Raw genomic sequence first — 21,164 nt, forward strand, 5'->3', positions numbered from 1 at the left:
AGCGAGGACGCAATGCAGAACGCCGAAGGAAATCCGTCACAGGCACAACAGAACGAAATGGCGGCGAAAAGCCCGGTCAAGACGCCCGCAACCGGCACGGTCGGCCCGGACGCCGCGAAGCAGGCCGAAGAATTCGGCAAGACGAAGCACGCGGGTTCCGCCGAACCTGGCGCGGCGGACGACAACTCCCCGCTGCCATCGTTCGACGAGTCGGGCAACCAGTCAGCCGCGCGCGATTCGGGCGATCCGGTGCAGCGCGCGAGCGGCCGCATCCGCTCGGTCGATTCGGACGGCATGGAATCCACCGACGACACCGTCGATGCGGATGCGAAGTCGATCGAAGCGAGCCGCGATCTCTCGGGATGGCACGACAACGTCATCTCATCGAACGCAACGCTCTCGAACAATGTTCCGGCGCCAGCGGCCGGGCTCGGCGGCATTGACAGCCGGCCGACCGGCAACATGCCGTCGATTCTGCCGAAGCAGGGTTATCGCGTGGTGATGGGCGAGACGGAGTATGACCGGGAACTGAACGGGTCGAAGACATCGCACGTGTTCACGCTGGAACGCACGCAAGAGACCTGAAGCGACGAACGAGAAGGAGAAGGGAAGTGGGCATCTTCACGAAAGGCAATCTCTATGTATCGGAGTTCGAGCAGTTCCTGAACCGGCTCAAGCACGATCATCCCGAGATCGACCGTAATCAGATGATGGGCCGCGCGTTGTTGTGGGACAAGCTGCCGAATCTTCCGGACTCGGGCGACGTGGCGGGAAAGGAAGGCGCGGTGAAGCAGCCGTCGTACGTGTACTACAGCAACAACGACTGACCGCTACTGCGCGCCTTCCTCTTCGAGCCAGCCGCAGAACGACGTCACGACGTCGTCGGCCGGCCGGCTTTCCGGGATGTACGTGCAGTAGGTCCGCGACGGCAGACGCGGACCCGCGAACGGCATCACGAGCCGGCCGGCCGCGAAATCGTCGGCGACGAGCGCGGTCGGTCCCATCGCGACGCCTATTCCGTCGATTGCGCCCTGCAGGGTCAGAAAGAAGTGATCGAAGGTGACGACAGCCGCCGGCCGCAACGCGGGAATCCTCGCCTTCGTCAGCCAGTCGGGCCAGAGACGCGGCAGGCTCGATGTATGGAGCATCGTATGGCGATGCAGGTCGTCGGGCGTGCGTAGCGGCACGCGCGCGAGCAGCGCGGGACTGCACACCGGCAGCCGTTCCTCGGACAGGAACGGGCGCATCGAATAGCCGTAGAAAGTATCGGGACCGCCGCGAATGATCACGTCGTACCCTTCCTTCAGCGCTTCGAGCGGCTCGTTCGACGTCTCCACGTTCACATCGATATCCGGATGCGCCGCGCGAAACGCGACGAGCCTCGGTACGAGCCATCGCAAGGCGAACGTCGCGGGCGCATTCACGGATAACGTGCGCGGCACGGCTTTAGGAATGCCGTAGCGTGCCGTCGCCTGCGCAAGCTGCCCGAACAACGGCCCGATCTCCGCGAGATACGCTTCGGCCGCGCCCGTCAGCACGACGCGCCGGTTTCTCCGCTCGAACAGCGATGCGCCGAGCCATTCCTCCAGCAGACGCACTTGCTGACTGACCGCGCCTTGCGTCACGTGCAGTTCCGCTGCGGCGTCCTTGAAGCTGCCGAGCCGGCCCGCAGCCTCGAAAGCGCGCAATGCATTCAGGGAAGGCAGGTCTCGTTTCATCGCAATAGAAAATCTGACGCGTTCGGCGAATTTATCTGGTTTGCCGGACCGGAACAAGATAGATATTCTGGCGCATGTCCTGACCCACACCGGAACGCGCATGTTCAGCTACACCGGCGGCGTCGTGCTTTTCGCCGCTCTGCTTCACGCGAGCTGGAACGCGATGCTGCACGGCAATCGCGACCGCTTCCTCTCGATGACATGGATGAGCATCGCGATTGCGGCGGTATCGTCGGTTGCGGTCATGGCGCTTCCCTTGCCCGCCGATGCCGCCTGGCCCTGCATCGTCGCCTCCGGGCTCGTCCATATCGTCTACAACGTGAGCCTCGTGCGCTCGTATGGACGGGGCGATCTCGCGCAGGCGTATCCCATCGCGCGGGGATCGTCGCCGCTGCTCGTTACGCTCGGCGCGGCGCTGTTTGCGCACGAGGCGATCGGTCCGCTGCACGCATTCGGCATCGCGCTGATCTCGGGCGGCATCATGGCGCTTGCGTTGCTGGGACGTCGCGTGTCGCGATCGAGCGTGCTGGCGGCGCTGACCACCGGGGTGACCATCGCGATCTATACGGTGATCGACGGCATCGGCGTGCGTGCATCGAACGGACAGGCGCTCTCCTATACCGCGTGGATGTTCCTCTTCTACTGGCTGATGCCGCTGCTCTTCGCGACCATGCGCGGGATGCACGCGCTCTGGACGCCGATACGCACGGCGCCCGCAGCCATCGGCTCGTCGCTCGCGGGCGGGCTCGTCTCGATCGCCGCGTACGGCATCGTCATATGGGCGATGCAGGCGGGTGCGATGGGCGCGGTATCGGCGTTACGCGAAACGAGCGTCGTATTCGCCGCGCTGATCGGCAGGGTGTTTCTGCGCGAGACGGTCGACGCGAAGCGCTGGCTCGCCTGCGTCGTCGTGGCGGCGGGCGCTATCTGCCTGGGCTTGTGAGGCTTCGATGGCTTATCTGATGGTACTGACGGTCGGGCTGATGGCCGGCGTGTTGAGCGGGATCATCGGCACCGGGTCGTCGATGATGCTCATGCCCGTGCTCGTCATCCTCTATGGACCGCAACAGGCCGTGCCGATCATGGCGATTGCGTCGATACTCGGCAATCTCGGCAAAGTGCTTTCGTGGTGGCGCGAGATCGACTGGCGGGCGTGCATCGCGTATGCGGTGACCGCCGTTCCCGGCGCGATGCTGGGCGTTCGCACGTTGCTCGCACTGCCATCGCGCACGGTCGACCTCGCGCTCGGCGTGTTCTTCATGGCGATGGTGCCCACTCGGCGATGGCTGGCTCGCCGGTCCATCCGCTTCTCGCTCTTTCAGCTTTCGATGATAGGCGCGGTGGTCGGCTTTCTCACGGGCATCGTCGTCTCGACTGGGCCGATCACCGTGCCCGTCTTTATGAACTTCGGTCTCGTGAAAGGCGCGTTCCTCGCGACCGAAGCGGCCGCATCGCTCGCGGTGTACGGCGCGAAGGTCGCCTCGTTTCGTGAAGCGGGCGCGCTGCCGCCGGGCATCGTCGCGCAGGGACTCATCACCGGCGCGTCGATCATGGCGGGGACGTTCTGTGCGCGCGGCATCGTCGCGCGGATGTCGGCGAATGCGTTCCGGCTCGTCGTCGATGCGCTCATGCTGTCATCGGGCCTGACGCTGCTCTGGGCCGCCAGCCGATAAGACCGCCGACGCCACGGCTCCTTGCGAAGCCGCGGCATCGCTCGTCTCACTGAAACGTCATTGCAGACTTACTGCGAAGCGCACGTGAAGCTCGCCGCCACGTTCACATTGCCCGAGCCGTTATAGCGCGGGAACGTCGGATACTCGCACAGCGGCCGCGTGCGGCCCGGCACGCCCGCCGTGTCGGCGACGGTTTGCGCGGGCGGCGCCGTGCCCCGTTCGACCCAGTTCTCGAGCGTCGTCAGCGAGTCCCACGATGCGTTGAAGATCGTGCTGATCGAATGTCCGTAGCCCGGAATCTCGTAGTAGCGCACGAAGTTCGCGACCGTGGATACACCCATCGTCTGCTGCAGCCGCACGTAATACTGCTCGGTCGACTGCGTGCTGACGAGCGCATCGGACATGCCGTGGGCCATCAGGATCTTGCCGCCCTTCTTGTCGAACGCGGACAGGTCCGTCTTGTTCACGTCCTGCTCGGCCGTCAGCGCGCTGATGCGGGCCTGATAAGCGCCCGGATTCTGCGGATCGACATTGAGCGAATTGACGTTCGGATCGCGCGCCACGAAGTAGCGAATCCACTGGTCCCAGAAGACGCTGAAGTATGGCGCGGTCGCCGGCATCGGGTTATTCGGCTGCAGCAGGTTGAGCGCCAGCGCCGTCACCGTGGCCTGCGCCGGCGCGGGATTGTTGACGCCCAGGTCCGCGCCCCACACGTTGAAGCCGGGATACTGCGTCTCGCCGCTCGCAAGCGGATATGCAAACGTAATCGGCGTCGCATACACCTTGAGCGCGGCGATCTGCGCATCCGACAGACAGGAGAGACCGGTATCCGCGCCGCCCGGACAGCGCAGCGGCGCGCCGTTGAGCATGGCCGTCGATGGATCGAACGTCGCATTGCATGCGGGCATGTTGCTGATGAGGCCATCGGCGACGCCGTCGAGCGCATCGCACGTGGCGGTGGCCGAATCGAGCAGCGCCTTGCGCTTCAGCTGGCTCGGGTACGCGCCCGGCTGCGCGAGCGCCCGCGTGATGCGGCCGAACTGCAGATCGAGCGTAGCGGCGTTCCATGCCGGATAGAGCGCGATGATGCCGTCCCAGTCCTGCGGCCAGCGCTGCACGACCGCGAGCGCCTCGCGTCCCCCCGACGATCCGCCCGCGAAGTACGCGCGCTTCGGCTTGTCCACCGCATAGCGCCTGGACAGCAGATAGACGGCAGTGTCGCGCGTCTTTTTCAGCGCATCGCCGGAGAAGTTGGCGACGGCTTCGTCGTTGGTGCCGAAGGAGCCGTCACGGCTGCCGAGCGCGCCGGCCTGATGACCGGAATCGCTGCTGAACACCGCGTAGCCGCGTGCGAGCGGCGCGGGCTGCGTGGTCGGGCCCGCCGGAACGTTGGCCGTCACGGACGGCACGGTGCCGTCGTATCCGCCGCCGCCGAACATGACGACCTTGCTGTTCCACTGCGTCGGCATCGCGATGCGGAAGTTGATCTTCGGCGCTGCCTGATCGACCGGCGAAATCGAGCCGTCCACCTGACAGTATTCGGGCGTGGCGGTCACGCCCGTTCCCGATGCCGCGACGGTTGTCGCCGCCGTGACGGTCGCGCCCGTCGTCTGAAGGCCGATGGCGCTCGCCGGCACGGCCATGCCTGCGAGTTGCGCGCAACTCAGCGGTGTCTGCGCGGGCGTCGACGAACCGTTGTCGTCCCCGCCGGAACAGGCGGCGAGCGCGAGCGCGGTGAATGGCGCGGCGACGATGAGACCACGATGTGCTAAAGAGCGGCCGAGTGCTTCTGGCATGTCCCCTTCCTCCATGTAGTTTGCTTCGCTATGTCGACGGTTTTCACCGGACGCCCCGCTCGCGGGATGCCGCGGCAACGGCGTGACACATCGTCGTCGCGGCGCATGGAGAAAGTCAATTGGGTGTTTACTACACCCGGCCGCGCCCGATCAGTCGTACAGCACTGCGGCGATCTTCGGGTCGTTCATGTTGCTCTTGTCGTACCAGTAGAAGCCGGTATCGACCTTCTTCGGCAGCTTCTCGCCCTTCAGCGCCCTGACCGCCGAATCCACCACGCACTTGCCGATACCGATCGGGTTCTGCGTGATCGCGCCGAGCATCAGCCCGTTGTTGATGTCCGCCTTTTGTTCCTTGCCCGAGTCGTAGCCGATCAGCACGAGCTTCTTGCCCGACTCCTTGATGCCGATGGCCGCGCCCGCAGCGGAGCCTTCGTTCGCGCCGAAGATGCCCTTGATGCTGGGGTTGCCCTGGATCATCGCCTTGGCGATTTCCGCCGACTTCAGGTGATCGCCAGCGCCGTATTGCACCGATACGATCTTGATGTTCGGATGCTTCGATTTCATCTGATCGACGAAGCCATCGCGACGATCGATGCCGGTGCGGCTCGTCTGGTCGTGAACGATCACGCCGACTTCGCCCGCATTGCCGATTGCATCGGCCATCTTGTCGGCGGCGAGCGCGGCGGCGGCGACGTTGTCGGTGGCGCACGTCGTGAGCGGAATGTCGCCATCGACGCCCGAGTCGAACGCAATGATCGGAATCTTGTTGTTCTGAGCGCGCCTGAGCAGCGGAATCGTGGCCTTGCTGTCGAGCGCGGCGATGCCGATGGCCTGCGGCTTCTTCGCGAGCGCGGCGGACAGCATGTCGATCTGCTTGTCGACCATGGCTTCGGTCTCGGGTCCTTCGAAGCTGATCCTGACCTTGTGTTCCTTCGCCGACTGTTCGGCGCCGGACTTCACCGCCTGCCAGAACTGGTGCTGGAAGCCTTTGGAGATGAGCGGGATATAAGGCTCGTCCGCGTAGGCCGCGCCCGTTGCGCAGCCGAGCGCGGATACACCGATCAGGATAGCGATGATTCTTCTTTTCAACATGATGCGTCTCCTCCTTGGGTTTATATCGGTTCTTGCGAGATGTTCTTCGCGCGGTGGTCAGCGCTTCCTGCGCCGCAGGATGTCCGCATAGACCGCGAGAATGATGATGAGGCCGGTCACGACGATCTGCCATTCCTGCGCCACCGACATGATGCGCAATCCATTGGTCAGCACGCTCATGATGAACGCGCCGATGATGGTGCCGAGAATCGTTCCCGCGCCGCCGCTCAGCGACGTTCCGCCGATCACGACCGCCGCGATGGCGTCGAGCTCATAGCCTTGTCCGAGCGCCGGCTGCGCCGAGTTGAGCCGCGACGCGATCAAGAGACCCGCGACGCCGCAGATTGCGCCGCCCAGGCCATAGATGGCGATCTTCCAGCGGTCCACGTTCACGCCCGATAGGCGCACCGCTTCCTCATTGCTGCCGAGCGCGAACGTATAGCGGCCGAGCGCCGTGCGATTCAGCGTGATGGAACTCACGATCGCGATAACGAAGAGAATCAGCACCGCATTCGGAATCGGCACGCTCGGGAAGAAATAGCCGATCAGCGAGTCCTGCGAGATCATGTAGAAGTTCTCGGTGTCGGTGAAGTAGATCGGCTTGTTCGACGACACGACGAGGGAAAGGCCCTTCAGCAGCATCATCATGCCGAGCGTCGCGATGAAGGGCGGTATCTTCATCTTCGCGGTCAGCGTGCCGGAGATCGTGCCGCACAGCGCACCCGTTGCGATGGCCGCGACGATGCCGAGCCACATCGGCAGATGCCAGTAGGTGAGAAACACGCCGCATATGACGGCGGTGAAGGTCATCAGCGTGCCCACGGACAAGTCGATGCCGCCCGTGATGATGACGAACGTCGACGCAATCGCCAGCACGCCGTTCACGGCCGTCGCCTGCAGAATGCCCAGGATGTTGTCCGTCTGCATGAACGCGGGCGAGGCGAAGCTGAAGAACACGAGCAGCAGGATGAGGCTTGCGAAGGCGAGCAGCTTTTGCAGCGCGGTCGGAGAGAAAAGCCGGCCGCGCAGGCCGCTTGCGCGTCCCCCGGGGCTGAGCGCGGCGCTATCGGATGGCTGGGAAGGCTGCGATGGCTGGTTCATGGTCGGTCCTCGCGGCTTTAGGCCGCTTGCAGTGTGGGACGACGCGTCGCGAGCTGCATGATGCGCTCTTGCGTCGCTTCGCTCGCGGAAAGTTCGCCGGTGATGCGCCCTTCGCACATCACGACGATACGGTCACTCATGCGCAGAATCTCCGGCAGTTCGGAGGAGATCATCACGATCGCCTTGCCCTGTGCCGCAAGCGAGCGCAGCAGCCGATAGATTTCGCTCTTTGCGCCGACGTCGATGCCGCGCGTGGGTTCGTCGAAGAACAGCACGTCGCAGTCGCGCTCGAGCCATTTGGCAATGACGATCTTCTGCTGGTTGCCGCCCGAGAGCAGCCGCACCGGCTGCGTGGGCGAGGGCGTTCTGATTGCAAGCAGCCTGATGAAATGCGACGCCGACTTGCGAATGCGTGAACGCCGCAGGAACATGCCCGCCCAAAGAAACTTGCCGAGGTCCGACATGACGATGTTCGATTCGACATCCATGCCCGTTGCGAGGCCGAAGCGCTTGCGGTCCTCCGACAGATAGCCGATGCCCCGCGCGACCGCATCGCTCGGCCTCTTGATGCTGGCCTTCGCGCCCTTCACGAAGATCTCGCCGGACGCGATCGGATCGGCCCCGAACACGGCGCGTGCGACTTCGGTGCGGCCCGCGCCCATCAAACCGGCGAAGCCGAGAATCTCGCCTTTGCGAAGCGTGAAGCTCACGTCGCGCACGAGCGGTCCCGCGTTGAGATGCCTGACGTCGAGCGCGACATCGCCCTGGTCCGAACCGCCGAGGAAAGACGTCAGATCGGTGAGCGTGCGGCCCACCATCATGCCGATGATCGTCTCCACGCTCGTCTCGCGCGTGCCGACGGTAGCGACGTATTCGCCGTCGCGCATGACGGTCACGCGGTCCGATATCTGTTCGAGCTCGTCCATCTTGTGCGAGATATAGACGATGCCGACGCCGCGCTCCTTCAGTTGCCGGATGATGCGAAAGAGCTCGGCGATTTCCGCGTCGTTGAGCGCGGAGGTCGGCTCGTCCATGATGAGCACGCGCGAATCGAACGATAGCGCCTTCGCAATCTCGACCATCTGCTGGCTAGCGACGGTGAGCGTGCCGACCACGGTGCGCGGATCGAGATTGACGTGCATGCGCGCGAGAATGTCGTGCGCCGCGCGATTGAGCTTGTCCTCGTCGAGCAGGAGGCCCATCAGCTTGCGGGGCTCGCGTCCGATGAAGATGTTCTGCGCGACGGTCAGATGATTCATCAGATGCAGCTCCTGATGAATGATGCCGATGCCGAGCGCCTGCGCTTCACGCGGACTGGTGAACTCGACCGGCTTGCCGTCCACGAACATGTCGCCTGAATCGCGGCTGTAAACGCCGGCGAGAATCTTCATCAGCGTGGACTTGCCCGCGCCGTTTTCGCCCATGAGCGCATGGACTTCACCCGGCATGAGTTCGAACTGCACTTCATGCAGCGCGCGCACGCCTGGAAAACTTTTACTGAGCTTGCTGACAGAAATGAGCGGAGTCATGGAGTCCCGTTTCAAGAGGTTCGATACTGCGTGTCGATACCGCTGAACATCCACTGCCACTGCTACAGCTACTGCTCGAAGAGATCAGGCCTCTTCCCGGCCGAGCGGTGCAGCTCAGTCACGACCTGGTCGAGATGGTCGTGCATGGCTTTCGCGGCGGCATCGGCTTCGCCCTTTCGTATCGCTTCGAAAATGCGTTCGTGTTCTGCGAGCGTATGCACGAGCCGCTCCGGACTGGCCAGAATCTGCCGCGCGCGATCCAGCGCGTTGCGCGATACCGCGACGATTTCCTTCACACGCGGCAACGCGATTGCATCGAGCAGGATTTCGTGAAAGCCCAGGTCCAGCGCATGGAACGCAAGACGCTGCGTATTCGCGACGGCCGCGCGTTGCTGCTCCAGATTGCTGGCGAGTGACTCGAGCGTCGCCGGCGAAAGATGAAGCGCCACGTCGCGCACCGTTTCCACTTCGAGCGCACTGCGGATGAACAAATGCTGATGAATGTCGCGCAGCGCGATGGGTTTGACTCGCGTGCCGCGCTGCGGCAAGACTTCGACGAGGCCCGCGTGCTCGAGCCGCGCCAGTGCAGCGGAAACAGGAAAGCGCGACACGCCCATGCGTTCGCATACGGCAATCTTGTCGATCATCATTCCCGGTTCGAGCGCCAGCGTGACGATGGCTTCGCGTAACGCTTCCTCCACCGCATCGGTGAGACTGCCGCGCTGCGCGCCACCGATCTTGTGCAGTGCGTCATACGGAGTACTCATAGTGTTCGTATCGGACGAAGTACTCACGGGGCGCTTGATTTCCGATGAAGATGCTAGCATGCTAGAAAGCAGATTCGATGTTGTCAACGCGTGCAAATGCCTAGTCGTCGTTAAGCGCTTATGACGTCATCGAACTTCATTGGTGTTTTCCCGCAGACCGAAGTCGATCGCCATCGCCCCGGAGGGCGCCCTGATGACCACGATCACCAACCTGTCCGTTCGGGACATCCGCTTTCCCACTTCGCGCTCGCTCGATGGCTCCGACGCCATGAACGCCGCGCCGGACTATTCCGCCACCTACGTCACGCTCGAAGCGGATTCACCGTCCGGCGTGACGGGCCACGGCCTCACCTTCACCATCGGACGCGGCAACGAGATATGCGTTGCCGCCGTCAATGCGCTCAGGCCGCTCATCGTCGGCAGGACGCTCGAAGACATCACCGCGAACATGGGCGCGTTCTGGCGCGCGTTCACATCGGACAGTCAGTTGCGCTGGATCGGTCCCGACAAGGGCGCGATTCATCTCGCGACGGCAGCGGTCGTCAACGCGGTGTGGGATTTGTGGGCGAAAGCCGAAGGCAAGCCGGTGTGGAAGCTGCTCGTCGACATGACGCCCGAAGAACTGGTGCGATGTCTCGACTTCCGCTATGTCACCGATGCAATCACGCCCTACGAGGCCATCGCGATCCTGAATCGCCATGCGAAGACGCGCGGCGAACGCGAGAAGGAAATGCTCGACCGCGGTTATCCGGCTTATACGACATCGGCGGGCTGGCTCGGCTACGACGACGACAAGATTCGCCGGCTCGCACGCGAAGGCGTCGCGCAGGGCTGGACGCACTTCAAGCAGAAGGTCGGCGGCAATCTCGAAGAAGACGTGCGCCGTGCGCGCATTCTTCGCGAAGAGATCGGCGCGGATGCAAAGCTGATGATGGACGCGAACCAGGTGTGGGACGTCGATGAAGCCGTCGCCAACATGCGGCGTCTGGCCGAGTTCGATCCCTGGTGGATCGAAGAACCCACGAGCCCGGACGATGTTCTCGGCCATGCGGCCATCCGTCGAAGACTCGGTTCCATCGGCGTCGCGACGGGCGAGCACTGCCAGAACCGCGTGATGTTCAAGCAGTTGCTGCAGGCCGAAGCCATCGATTTCTGTCAGATAGACAGTTGCCGTCTCGGCGGCCTGAACGAAGTGCTGATCGTGCTGCTGATGGCCGCGAAGTTCGGCGTGCCGGTATGTCCGCACGCGGGCGGCGTCGGGCTATGCGAGTACGTTCAGCACATATCGCTGTTCGATTACATTTGCGTGTCGGGCTCGCTCGAGAATCGCGTGCTCGAATACGTCGATCATCTGCACGAGCATTTCGTCGATCCCGTCGTGATCCGCAACGGCCGGTACATGCCGCCGCAGCAGCCGGGCTACAGCATCGAAATGAAGGCGGCTTCGCTCGACCGGCATGTGTATCCGGATGGCGAAGCCTGGCGTTCGTGAACGCGTGCCCGGCCGTTCGAAGGCCGGGCGTGTATCGACCGCTGATTAACGCAGCCCGCCGCTCGCAATGATGCTTTCGCCCGTCAGCCAGCGTGCATCGTCCGATGCGAGGAACACCGCAACGGATGCGATGTCGTCGGGCTGGCCCAGGCGGCCTAGCGGCGTCTGCGCGACGATGGCGGCATCCATCTCCGAACCGATGATGCCCGCCGTATTCGTGCCTTCGGTCACCACCATGCCCGGGTTGATCGAGTTCACGCGAATCTTCTTCGGCCCGAGCTCACGCGCGAGCGCCCCGGTGATGGCGTCGACCGCGCCCTTGGTGCCGCTATAGACCGCGCTTGCGGGCGGCGTGATGCGGCTCACTACCGAACTCACGTTGATGATGCTCGCGCCTTCGCCCAGATGCTCCGCGGCGGCCTGCGTCACGAGCAGCACGCCGAGCACGTTGACATTGAACTGCTTGTGGAAGTGTTCTTCGGTGATCTCTTCGATCGCACCGAATTCATAGATGCCCGAGTTGTTCACGAGGATATCGAGCCGGCCATACGTTTCGACGGCCGCATTCACGATGCCTTGCGCATCCGCCGCTTTCGACACGTCGCCGCCGACCGCGATCGCGCGTCCGTTGGCTGCTGTGATGTCGGCCACGACCGCATCCGCGCCCGCTCTGCTGCTCGAATAGTTCACCACCACCGAAGCGCCTTCCGCTGCGAGCTTTCTGGCGATTGCAGCGCCGATACCCTTCGATGCACCTGTGACGACGGCGACTTTCCCTGTGAGCTTGCTCATGATCGTTTCCTTTCAAGGATGGTTTGCGGCGGTTCATCGGTCGAACCGATCTGCTAAGCGCAAATGTAGACAGGTCGATCAATGCGATAAAGCGGCTCGCAACGAATTGACTGGCGGGAAATCACGAATAATCGATTCCTTCCGATGCGTTCGCTACAACGCACCCGGTCTCGGGTCGCCGACGAAGCCGTCGCGGTTCGGCATCTTCACGCGAGGCAACGACCGTGCATCGAGCCGCGCGTCTTCCGGCACGATCCTGTTCAGATAGAGCACATACGCGCTGACCGCATAGACCTCGTCCGCCGACAGCGATTGCGGCGCGTTGTACGGCATCGCGCGGCGTATGTAATCGAAGAGCGTCGTCGCATACGGCCAGTAGCTGCCGACCGTCTTCTTCGGCTTCGCGCTCGACAACGTGCCGATGCCTCCTGCGAGCGGATCGCCGATGCCGCCCTCGCCGTTCGCGCCGTGGCACATCGCGCACTTCGCGCCGAAGATCAGCTTGCCGTGCGCGACATCGCCGGAACCTGCCGGCAGGTTGCGACCTGCCGCATCGATGTCGATGTCCCATGCGGCGATCGCGTCTCGATCGACAGGATGACCGATGCCGTAATCGGTCGCGAACGCATACGAGGGAATCGTGAAGGCCGTCGCCATCAAGAGCGTCTTAAGCATTGCGCACCTCGCCGCTCGCATCGACATGCCAGTTATGAATGCCGTTGTAGTGATACTGCGTGTTGAGCCCGCGCGCGGCCACCAGCGCTTCACGCGACGGCTGCACGTAGCCGGTTTCGTCCGTCGCGCGGCTTTGCAGATCGGCGGGGCCGCCGTCCCATCGCCAGTCCGCTTCGAAACGCGTGAGCGCCCGGTCATTCACCGCACTCGTCAGACGCGCGGCGCGCCAGCTCCGGCCGCCATCGGCCGATACCTCCACGCCCTTGATGCGGCCGCGTCCGGACCATGCATAGCCGCTGATCGCATAGAAGCCCCGCTCTTTCAGCCGATGCCCCGCCGATGGACGCGTGATGACCGACTTCGCATCCATCTCGAAGACGAACTGACGCGCGCGGCCATCGGGCAGCAGGCTCGTGTACTTCGATGTTTCCTCTCGCGTCATTTCCGGCGCGCGCACGAGTTTCAGACGCCGCAGCCATTTGATGTTCGTATTGCCTTCGAAGCCGGGTACGACGAGCCGCACCGGGTAGCCGTTCTCCGCGCGCAGACGTTCGCCGTTCTGCGCATACACGACGAGCGCGCGTTCGAGGATTCGATCGAGCGGCAGGCTGCGCGTCATCGCCGCGCCGTCGGCGCCTTCGGCCAGCAGCCATTGCGCGGACGGTTCGATGCCGACCTCGTCGAGCAAGGTCGAGAGCCGCACGCCCGTCCATTCGCAGCACGACAGCAGGCCGTGCGTGAGTTGCACCGGCAAGCCGCTCGGCCCGTTCCACTCCGTGCCGGTATTGCCCGAGCATTCGAGGAAGTACACGTGCGATTCGGCGGGCAGGCGCACGAGATCGTCCATGCTGAAGACGCGCGGCTCGCGCACGAAGCCGTGAATCACGAGCCGGTGCTGGTCCGGATCGATCTTCGGCACGCCCGCGTGATGCCGCTCGTACACGAGGCCGTTCGGTGTGAGGGTGCCGAAGAGATCGGCGAGCGGCGTCATCGATGAGCCGGAGCCCGGCATCGCGGGAGCGCGCGCGCTACGTCGAATGACATCGCGTTCGAACGATGCAGGCCCGCCATACGCAGGCGACAGCAGCGGCGAGCCCGGCGCAAGCGTCCACGACGGCACGGCGAGCGGCGCGGACGGCGCGAGCACATCGGCCCGCAATGCAGCGCCCGAGGCGAACATGCCGGCCGTGCCGGCCGCGAGCTTGCGCATGGCGTCGCGCCGTCCTTCCGCCACGCGCGGAGATCGCGTGGTCTTCGTTGGTTTTCGCATCGTATGGAATCCGTAATGATCTCCGCCGCTCGATGAGCGAAAGAGCCGCGCGGCCCTGAAAGCGCAGGCGCATCATTCTAGTCAACGGACGTTCGTCCGCTAACCAACGAGGATTCATATCGTTATGAGAGAAGCCGGGACGTTCAGTAGACCAGCAACTGCTCGGCGGGAATGCCGGGCGAACGTCCCGCCAGTCTTTCGAATTCGAAGGGATCGTGACTGCAGAAGACAGTCAGCTCGGAACCCGCGCTTCGGCAAAGCTCGCGCAGGCGTGCCTGATTGTGCAGGCGCGCCGCGCGATCCTTCTCCATCATCCATTGATAGAACGCGAGGCCCGGCGTGCAGCGCGGGCGGTCGCGGTCCATCTCCGTATGGAAGAAGTAGGCGTCGGCGGCGAGCAGCAGCCATCCCGCGCCGTCCTTGCGCACCGCGATGCCCGCGTGTCCGAGCGTATGGCCGGGCAGCGGCACGAGCGCGATGTCATCCGCGAAACCCGGCAGCGGACGCACGGAGTCGAAGCCGCGCCACGTCTCACCGCCTCCGCGATGCACCTTCCAGTGGCCGCGCGTCGACCACTGCTGCGGGCGGAAGCGCTGCCGGTCGAGCCACGTCCTCTGCGCGAGCGCATCGTCGCGTTCGATCTCGAGCATATGCACGGTGGCCTGCGGGAAGTCATCGAGGCCGCCCGCGTGATCGAAGTCGAGGTGACTCATCAGGATGTGGCGCACATCGCTCGCCCTGAAGCCGAGACGCTCGATCTGCCGCACCGCCGTCATCTCTTCGCGGAACGCCGGCTTCAGCATGAAAAGAAAGAACGTGCTCAGGCGGCTCTGCGGATTCGCGACATCCCGCAGGCCGAAGCCCGTATCGATGAGCACGAGGCCGTCGTTCGTCTCGACGAGCAGGCAATGACACGTCAGCTCGCCGCGACGCAACAGGCTCGGCGTGCGGCCGTCGAACAGCTTGCCGCCGAGCGGACAACTCGAGATGCAATTCAGGTGATGAACGCGCATGAGGACCGCTCGCGCGTCATCAGGACTTGTCGCCGCCTGCGGGCTTCACTTCGGACAGATCGTCGGCCCTCACCTCGGCTTCGCGCACCGTGGTGCCTTCGTCGTCGGTTTCGGAGACATCGGTCGTAAAGGTTTCGTCGCTGCCGGTTTGCGCCTGATCGTCGGCGTTCTGCGATGCATCCGGTTTGCCGTTCTGGGGTGACGTGCTCATGATTCGCTCCTGAAGGTGAACGTGAGGGGGACGGATGCGGCACTGCGAGATCCGCACGCCGACCTTCAAGCAATCGCAGTGCCGCGCGCGCTTGCGTTCGCCCACGCGTGCCGGAACGCTTATTGCTGCCCGACGGACAAGGGAATGCATGACAAAACGGAGACATGGATGACCAACCGGCGCGTGCTGTCGAACCAATCGGACCCGCTGATGCCGCTCGCCGCAGGCGTGGTCGCGGGCCTTGCTGCGGCTGCGGGGCTCCTGATCGGCCGCCGTGCGAGCGCGCTTGCGCGCACGGGCGAGGGCCACTCGGCGAAGCATCGCCTGCTCGATCTCGCATCGGGCGTGATGCAGCCGAAGTATCCGCTCGACGCCATGAGCACGTGGCTCAACGGCTTCCACATGTATGCGGACGACATGGGCCGACAGGTCGAAGCTCACCACTTCTGCATTCATCTGAAGCACGACCTGCATCAATGCGTGATCTTCGATTCGAACCGGCCGGATGCGCGGCTCATCGGCATCGAATACATCATTTCGGAAGCGCGCTTCCGGCAACTGCCCGAGGAAGAGAAGCGCCTCTGGCACAGCCATCACTATGAAGTGAAGTCGGGCACTCTGATTGCGCCCGGCATACCGGAGATGGCCGAGCGCGCCTATTTCAACGATCTCGTGTCCACTTACGGAAAGACCTTTCATACATGGCAGATCGATCGCGACGACTTCCCGTACGGCCCGCCGCAACTGATGATGGGTTTCACGCAGGACGGGCAGCTCGACGAATCAATGCTCGCTGCGCGCGATGCGCGTCTCGGCGTCTCGTGGGAAGACCGGCGGCGCAAGCGCTACGACATTCCCGTGCCCGACATCGCGCCGGGTGCGAATGCGTGGGAAAGCGGCACCTCAGTGCAGACGACGCTCATGGACGTCCCGTTCAGGGACGGGCGCGATGCGTCGTGATCGGCCAAACGCAGTCCAAACCCAGAATGGAGGAAGGACAAATGCGCATGAACCCCATCACCCCCATTACTCGCATGGCAGTGCTCGGTGCAGTCGTCGCCGCGATGTCGCTCACGGCGGGCTGCAAGCGCGGCTCCGATAACGCCGCCGGCGGCGCAGCAAGCGACACCTCCGCAGCGTCCGCGCCGATGGCGTCCGCCCCTGCCGCGACGAGCTTCCCCGCGACCGCCGCCAGCGACGCCCCCGCCGGCGCGAGCCAGTAAGCGAGGCTGCATCGCGCAGGCGCTTTTCGAATCATCTTCTCAAGGAGAAATGCGATGGCCAAAGACGAGTCCAGCGGCTCGAACAACATGTTCATCGAGATGCAGAAGGCGCTCAAGGGAATCGACTATCCCGCGGACAAACAGACGCTCCTCGAGACCGCGCGCAGCAACGGCGCGAGCGAGGAAGTCACCAACGCGCTCGACGCGCTGCCCGAGCAGGAATACGACAGCCCCGCCGCGGTATCGAAGGCGGTCGGCCAGGAAGAGTGAAAGTCTTTCAATCACCTGCACTGCGCGGACTTCGCGCTGCTCCAACCAAAGGGGGAACACAATGAGCATTTTCTCGACGATCCTGAACAAGATCTTCCCGCATGACCATCCGGCCGCGACGACGTCCGGGGCGGCCACGCCGCCGGCGGCATCGAACGCGACGGGCGGTGCGCCGGCCGCGGCGCAGGCCAATCCGTCGGCTGCGCCGGCCACGCCCGGCACCGAACCCGCGCGTCCTCCCGTCACGCCGATGCCCGAAGTCGACGTCGAAGCAATCCTCTCGCAAAAGCAGCAGCAGAACGGCGCAAACCTGAACTGGCGCACCTCGATCGTCGATCTGATGAAGCTCCTCGGCCTCGACAGCAGTCTGCAGGCGCGCAAGGAACTCGCGTCCGAATTGCACTACACCGGCAATACCGAAGACTCGGCTTCGATGAACATCTGGTTGCACAAGGAAGTGATGAAGAAGCTCGCGGAGAACGGCGGCAAGGTTCCCGACGATCTCAAGAACTGACGCGCGGACTCGCGATGACCGGCTCTGTCGTGCGATCGGCAGTCGAAGCATTCGGCGTGCGGCATGCCGAGCGTTCGCGCCGTTTCTACTGAGGGATGTGATCGCCATGAAAGAACCGGTCTCGCGTCGCGCGAAACTCGTGCTGTTCCCATGGAAGAAGAACGTGTCGGCGAAACCCGGCCTCACCGACGATGATTACGCGATCTACGCGTCGTATCGGCCTCACGTGAGCGGCGCATTCGTCGGCACGCTGAAAGTCGTGCGGCTCACCGACGGGCGTCTGCTCTACCCCTTCGACGGCGCCGAGGAGATCGGCCCGTTCACGCTCAAGGACGACGCGAAAAACGCGGCGCAGGCGCGGGGCCGGGAAATCGTCGCAGCCGATCTGCGGATGCCGGAGATGTGAGCCCGCCCCGCCGCACGGGGACCGACGGGCGCGCTCGCGCCTTTTCTTGCGCGGCTTCCTCATCGCCAGCGCGCGTTTGCCCGCATCGCCGCGCCATGCTTGAACGGCACCCTCGCACGAAGAAGGCCGCAAGCCGCTAAAATGCCGGGTTGAGACAACTCCCGTCCATGCTTTGCGAATTGCCGCGTGAAGGGTCAACGAGTACAAGAACCGATGACGATTGCCATGCGCAAGAGCGACAACCCGAACGACCGTCACACCCTTCGAGACTGGGCGCGCATCTGGGTCGAATCGACGACGAACCTTGCCGCCTTCTTCCTGTCGCCCGAGGGTTTCGTCTCCACATGGAACCCGGGCGGCGGCGCCATCTACGGCTATGCACCCGATGAAATCATCGGACGCCATTACTCCATCTTCTTTCCCGACGAGGTTCGCGAACGCGGCATCGTCGAGACGGAGTTGCGCGAAGCGCGTGAGCACCGGAGCTTCGAGACCGAGGGCTGGCGCAAGCGCAAGGACGGCTCGGTGTTCTGGGCAAGCGTGCTGACGACCTCGCTCGTCGATAGGGACGGCTCGGTGCTCGGCTTCGTGAAGATCGTTCGCGACGAGAGCGACAAGCGCAAGGCGCACGATGCGGTCATCGAAAGCGAGCGGCGCTTCAGGCTGCTCGTGGAAGGCGTGACCGATTACTCGATCTTCATGCTTTCGCCCGAAGGTCTCGTGACCAACTGGAACAGCGGCGCGCGGCGCATCAAGGGCTATACCGCCGACGAAATCATCGGGGCTCACTTCTCCCGCTTCTATACGCCCGAAGACGCCGCCGCCGGCCTGCCGCAACGCGCGCTCGACACCGCCGCGCGCGAAGGACGCTTCGAGTCCGAAGGCTGGCGACTGCGCCGCAACGGCACGCGCTTCTGGGCGCATGTGATCGTCGACGCCATCCGCGACGAAAAAGGCACGCTGATCGGCTTTGCAAAGATCACGCGTGACGTGACCGAGCGGCGCGAAGCGGACCAGCTTCTGGAAGAAACCCGCGCGGCGCTCCTTCAGGCGCAGAAGATGGAAGCCATCGGCAAGCTGACGGGCGGCGTCGCGCATGACTTCAATAACGTGCTGCAAGTGCTGCGCGGCAATCTCGAACTGTTGCGCACCCGCTGTCTTCACGATAGCTGGAGCATGGAACGCCTGGGCAGCGCGATCGACGCTGTCGAGCGCGGGGCCAAGCTCGCATCGCAATTGCTCGCGTTCGGACGCAGGCAGGCGTTGCGGCCCGTATCGGTGAATCTCGCGGCGATGGTGCGCGGCATGGACGATCTGCTGCGTCGCGCGCTCGGGGAGACCATCGAAGTGGAGACCGTCGTATCGGGCGGGCTGTGGAATGCGTTCGTCGACCTGCATCAGCTGGAAAACGTGCTGCTGAATCTTGCGATCAATGCGCGCGACGCAATGCCCGAGGGCGGCAAGCTCACGCTGGAGCTCGCCAACGCGATGCTCGACGACCGCTACGTGCGCAGCTTGTCGGATGTGCCCGCCGGCCAGTACGTGATGCTCGGCGTGACCGACACGGGCGGCGGCATGACGCCCGAAGTCGTCGAGCGCGCATTCGATCCGTTCTTCACGACGAAGCCCGAAGGCGAAGGCACCGGCCTCGGACTGAGCATGGCGTACGGCTTCGTCAAGCAAAGCGGCGGACATATCCGCATCTATAGCGAAGTCGGTCACGGCACGACCGTGCGCGTCTATCTGCCGCGATCGTCCGTCGAGGCGATAGAGCCGGTGATCTGGCGCAACACCCCGGTCACGGGCGGCACCGAGACGGTGCTCGTCGTCGAGGACGACCGGAAGGTGCAGGCGACGGTGATCGAGATGCTCTCCGATCTCGGCTATCACGTGCTGAAAGCGGACAACGCCGATCAGGCGCTCGTGGTCCTGAGCAGCGGCGTTCACGTCGATCTCATCTTCACCGACGTCGTGATGCCCGGTTCCGTCAAAAGTCCCGAGATGGCGCGTCGCGCGGTCACCATGCAGCCGCATGTGCGCGTGCTGTTCACATCGGGTTATACGCAGAACGCCATCGTGCATGGCGGGCGTCTCGATCCGGGCGTCGAGCTGCTGAGCAAGCCGTACAGCCGCGAAGACCTCGCTTTCAAGCTCCGGCAGATGCTGGGCTCGCCGGCTGCGCCCGCTGCGGCGCCGGTCGATGAAGCATCGGCGCAATCGGCCCCGAAGGATGCGAAGCGCGTGCTCGTCGTCGAAGACGACGGCGCGACGCGCGAAGCGGTCGGCGAACTCATCGTCATGCTCGGACATCAGGTGGTCAGCGCCGCGAACGCGCAGTCGGCACTCGATGCGATGTCTCAAGGCCCGTTCGACGTGCTCCTCACCGACATCAACTTGCCCGACATGACGGGCATCGAACTGGCGCGACGCTGGATTCAGCGCTTCCCCGACATGAACGTGATCTTCGCGTCGGGCGACACCGTCATGCAGGAGGACGTGGGCGACTTCCCGTGGCGCGCGTTGCGCAAACCCTATACGCTCGAACAACTGGACTGCGCGTTGCGCGAGACGGGCGCAGCCTGAGCATGCGTCATCGCTGCGGCGCATGGCCGAGACCGCGATAGTCGCCCGCGTCTCGGCCGACGACCCTCGTTAATTCATTGCTCACTGCGGACGGGGCCGCGTCCGCCCCTGCAGGAATGATTTCGATTTATCCGACGCTTGTTACGGCGTCCAAAATGATTCGAACCAGCTTGTAAATCTGCTACGACGCTCGCCCCCTTCGAGCGTCGGCGCACTGTCGCGTGTCGCGGCACAACGCTTGCGGAAAGCGTTCACCTGAAGCGCAAGCGCCACCTGCGGCCATGCGGAAGGTGTGACCTATTAGGGGAACAACATGAAACTTCTCACCACGCGCGACGGCCTGCCACGGTTGTCGTGGGGCTCCATCATCGCGGGCGTCATCTTGTCGATGGTCGTCTATCTCATCATGAGCGTGCTCGGCACGGCGATAGGCGCATCGCTGCTCTCTCCGATGTCGAAGCCCGATACATTGCACGGCTTCGGCTTTGGCTCCGGCGTTTGGGTCATCGTCACGACGGTGCTCGCCGTATTCGTCGGCTCCTACTACGCCGGGCGATGCGCGCCCGTGCTCGGCTGGCTGCACGGTCTGCTCGCGTGGGCCGTCATGACGCTTCTGATCGTCTATGGAATGACCTCGATCATTACCGGCGCAGTGAGCACGGCAGGCAGCATAGCCGCGACGAGCGCGCAGGTCGGCGCGACAGCCGCCGACCAGTCGGGCACCGCGAGCCAGATGATCGACACCGCGAAGCAACAGGTGCAGGCGGCGGTCGCATCGGCGGCATCGGCGGTATCCAGTCCCGAAGCCGAGCAAAACGCGCGTCAGGCCGCCGACACGGCCGCTCGCAACGTCGCCCGCGCAAGCTGGTTCTCGTTTGCGGCGCTCGTGGTAGGGGCGATCATCGCCATCGTGTCGGGCAATGCAGGATTCAGGCATCAGCCGCCGTTCGAGGAAGGCGGCGGCTCCGCCACCACGCGCGATACGGCGGCCACGCGTAACCGTCCGCTGCAAAGCGGCGGACGCGCCTGAGCATCGACG

At 64.1% G+C, this 21,164-nt stretch carries 23 protein-coding genes; 12 read left to right on the forward strand and 11 right to left on the reverse strand.

Going from position 1 to position 21,164, the window contains the following annotated elements:
• Positions 1-12 precede the first annotated feature (12 nt).
• Together P9220_RS25955 and P9220_RS25960 are read left to right on the forward strand one after the other, a co-directional pair.
• Complete coding sequence (locus P9220_RS25955; protein ID WP_309768935.1) at positions 13-585, forward strand: DUF3005 domain-containing protein; 573 nt, start codon at positions 13-15, stop codon at positions 583-585.
• Positions 586-611: 26 nt separating this feature from the next.
• Positions 612-827: a DUF3460 family protein gene (locus tag P9220_RS25960; protein ID WP_309768718.1), complete on the forward strand. Its 216-nt coding sequence runs from the start codon at positions 612-614 to the stop codon at positions 825-827.
• A 3-nt stretch (positions 828-830) separates the two neighbouring features.
• Here the strand turns inward: P9220_RS25960 and gcvA are convergent, their stop codons facing one another.
• Entirely contained in the window at positions 831-1,718 is an 888-nt protein-coding gene (gene gcvA, locus P9220_RS25965) for a transcriptional regulator GcvA (protein ID WP_309768719.1), read from the reverse strand.
• A 100-nt stretch (positions 1,719-1,818) separates the two neighbouring features.
• Between gcvA and P9220_RS25970 the strand changes: the two genes are divergently transcribed.
• Positions 1,819-2,661: a DMT family transporter gene (locus tag P9220_RS25970; protein WP_309768720.1), complete on the forward strand. Its 843-nt coding sequence runs from the start codon at positions 1,819-1,821 to the stop codon at positions 2,659-2,661.
• 7 nt (positions 2,662-2,668) lie between these two features.
• Positions 2,669-3,391, forward strand: coding sequence for a sulfite exporter TauE/SafE family protein (locus tag P9220_RS25975; RefSeq protein WP_309768721.1), 723 nt, complete (start codon positions 2,669-2,671; stop codon positions 3,389-3,391).
• A 68-nt stretch (positions 3,392-3,459) separates the two neighbouring features.
• Here the strand turns inward: P9220_RS25975 and P9220_RS25980 are convergent, their stop codons facing one another.
• From P9220_RS25980 to P9220_RS26000, 5 genes are all read right to left on the reverse strand, one after another.
• Complete coding sequence (locus P9220_RS25980; RefSeq protein ID WP_309768722.1) at positions 3,460-5,187, reverse strand: tannase/feruloyl esterase family alpha/beta hydrolase; 1,728 nt, start codon at positions 5,185-5,187, stop codon at positions 3,460-3,462.
• A 150-nt stretch (positions 5,188-5,337) separates the two neighbouring features.
• A complete protein-coding gene (locus tag P9220_RS25985) occupies positions 5,338-6,279 on the reverse strand; it encodes an ABC transporter substrate-binding protein (protein ID WP_309768723.1) in 942 nt (313 codons plus the stop codon).
• A 57-nt stretch (positions 6,280-6,336) separates the two neighbouring features.
• Positions 6,337-7,380, reverse strand: coding sequence for an ABC transporter permease (locus tag P9220_RS25990; RefSeq protein WP_309768724.1), 1,044 nt, complete (start codon positions 7,378-7,380; stop codon positions 6,337-6,339).
• 17 nt (positions 7,381-7,397) lie between these two features.
• Positions 7,398-8,909 carry a sugar ABC transporter ATP-binding protein gene (locus P9220_RS25995; protein ID WP_309768725.1) on the reverse strand — a complete coding sequence of 504 codons (1,512 nt, stop codon included), beginning with the start codon at positions 8,907-8,909 and terminating at the stop codon, positions 7,398-7,400.
• A gap of 68 nt (positions 8,910-8,977) precedes the next feature.
• Entirely contained in the window at positions 8,978-9,736 is a 759-nt protein-coding gene (locus tag P9220_RS26000; protein ID WP_309768726.1) for a GntR family transcriptional regulator, read from the reverse strand.
• 133 nt (positions 9,737-9,869) lie between these two features.
• On the opposite strand from P9220_RS26000, the gene P9220_RS26005 reads away from it, so the two are divergent.
• Entirely contained in the window at positions 9,870-11,168 is a 1,299-nt protein-coding gene (locus tag P9220_RS26005; protein WP_309768727.1) for an L-fuconate dehydratase, read from the forward strand.
• 45 nt (positions 11,169-11,213) lie between these two features.
• On the opposite strand, the gene P9220_RS26010 is transcribed toward P9220_RS26005, so the two are convergent.
• The 5 genes from P9220_RS26010 to P9220_RS26030 all read right to left on the reverse strand — a co-directional run bounded on the left by P9220_RS26010 (position 11,214) and on the right by P9220_RS26030 (position 15,129).
• A complete protein-coding gene (locus tag P9220_RS26010) occupies positions 11,214-11,960 on the reverse strand; it encodes a glucose 1-dehydrogenase (protein WP_309768728.1) in 747 nt (248 codons plus the stop codon).
• Positions 11,961-12,113: 153 nt separating this feature from the next.
• Positions 12,114-12,635, reverse strand: coding sequence for a c-type cytochrome (locus P9220_RS26015; RefSeq protein ID WP_404980235.1), 522 nt, complete (start codon positions 12,633-12,635; stop codon positions 12,114-12,116).
• Positions 12,628-13,905 (reverse strand): sulfite dehydrogenase, encoded by a 1,278-nt coding sequence (soxC, locus tag P9220_RS26020; protein ID WP_309768729.1) that lies wholly within the window; start codon positions 13,903-13,905, stop codon positions 12,628-12,630. The genes P9220_RS26015 and soxC overlap by 8 nt, the downstream gene beginning before the upstream one ends.
• Before the next feature lie 143 nt (positions 13,906-14,048).
• On the reverse strand, positions 14,049-14,918 hold the full coding sequence (locus P9220_RS26025; RefSeq protein ID WP_309768730.1) for an MBL fold metallo-hydrolase: 870 nt from the start codon (positions 14,916-14,918) through the stop codon (positions 14,049-14,051).
• Positions 14,919-14,937: 19 nt separating this feature from the next.
• On the reverse strand, positions 14,938-15,129 hold the full coding sequence (locus P9220_RS26030; RefSeq protein ID WP_309768731.1) for a hypothetical protein: 192 nt from the start codon (positions 15,127-15,129) through the stop codon (positions 14,938-14,940).
• Between the two features lie 144 nt (positions 15,130-15,273).
• Here P9220_RS26030 and P9220_RS26035 point away from each other — a divergent pair, with 144 nt between their 5' ends.
• The 7 genes from P9220_RS26035 to P9220_RS26065 all read left to right on the forward strand — a co-directional run bounded on the left by P9220_RS26035 (position 15,274) and on the right by P9220_RS26065 (position 21,155).
• Positions 15,274-16,089, forward strand: coding sequence for an OBAP family protein (locus P9220_RS26035; RefSeq protein WP_309768732.1), 816 nt, complete (start codon positions 15,274-15,276; stop codon positions 16,087-16,089).
• Positions 16,090-16,136: 47 nt separating this feature from the next.
• On the forward strand, positions 16,137-16,352 hold the full coding sequence (locus P9220_RS26040; RefSeq protein ID WP_309768733.1) for a hypothetical protein: 216 nt from the start codon (positions 16,137-16,139) through the stop codon (positions 16,350-16,352).
• Between the two features lie 54 nt (positions 16,353-16,406).
• Complete coding sequence (locus P9220_RS26045) at positions 16,407-16,622, forward strand: DUF2795 domain-containing protein (RefSeq protein WP_309768734.1); 216 nt, start codon at positions 16,407-16,409, stop codon at positions 16,620-16,622.
• Positions 16,623-16,683: 61 nt separating this feature from the next.
• Positions 16,684-17,136 (forward strand): DUF3597 domain-containing protein, encoded by a 453-nt coding sequence (locus P9220_RS26050; protein WP_309768735.1) that lies wholly within the window; start codon positions 16,684-16,686, stop codon positions 17,134-17,136.
• A 106-nt stretch (positions 17,137-17,242) separates the two neighbouring features.
• Entirely contained in the window at positions 17,243-17,542 is a 300-nt protein-coding gene (locus tag P9220_RS26055; protein ID WP_309768736.1) for a DUF6723 family protein, read from the forward strand.
• Positions 17,543-17,767: 225 nt separating this feature from the next.
• A complete protein-coding gene (locus P9220_RS26060; RefSeq protein ID WP_309768937.1) occupies positions 17,768-20,125 on the forward strand; it encodes a PAS domain S-box protein in 2,358 nt (785 codons plus the stop codon).
• 313 nt (positions 20,126-20,438) lie between these two features.
• The gene (locus P9220_RS26065) at positions 20,439-21,155 is read left to right on the forward strand and encodes a YrzE family protein (protein WP_309768737.1); all 717 of its coding nucleotides are present in this window, start codon (positions 20,439-20,441) and stop codon (positions 21,153-21,155) included.
• Positions 21,156-21,164: the final 9 nt, after the last annotated feature.

Origin of the sequence: Caballeronia sp. LZ016, from assembly GCF_031450805.1 — a bacterium.
Classification (GTDB): domain Bacteria; phylum Pseudomonadota; class Gammaproteobacteria; order Burkholderiales; family Burkholderiaceae; genus Caballeronia.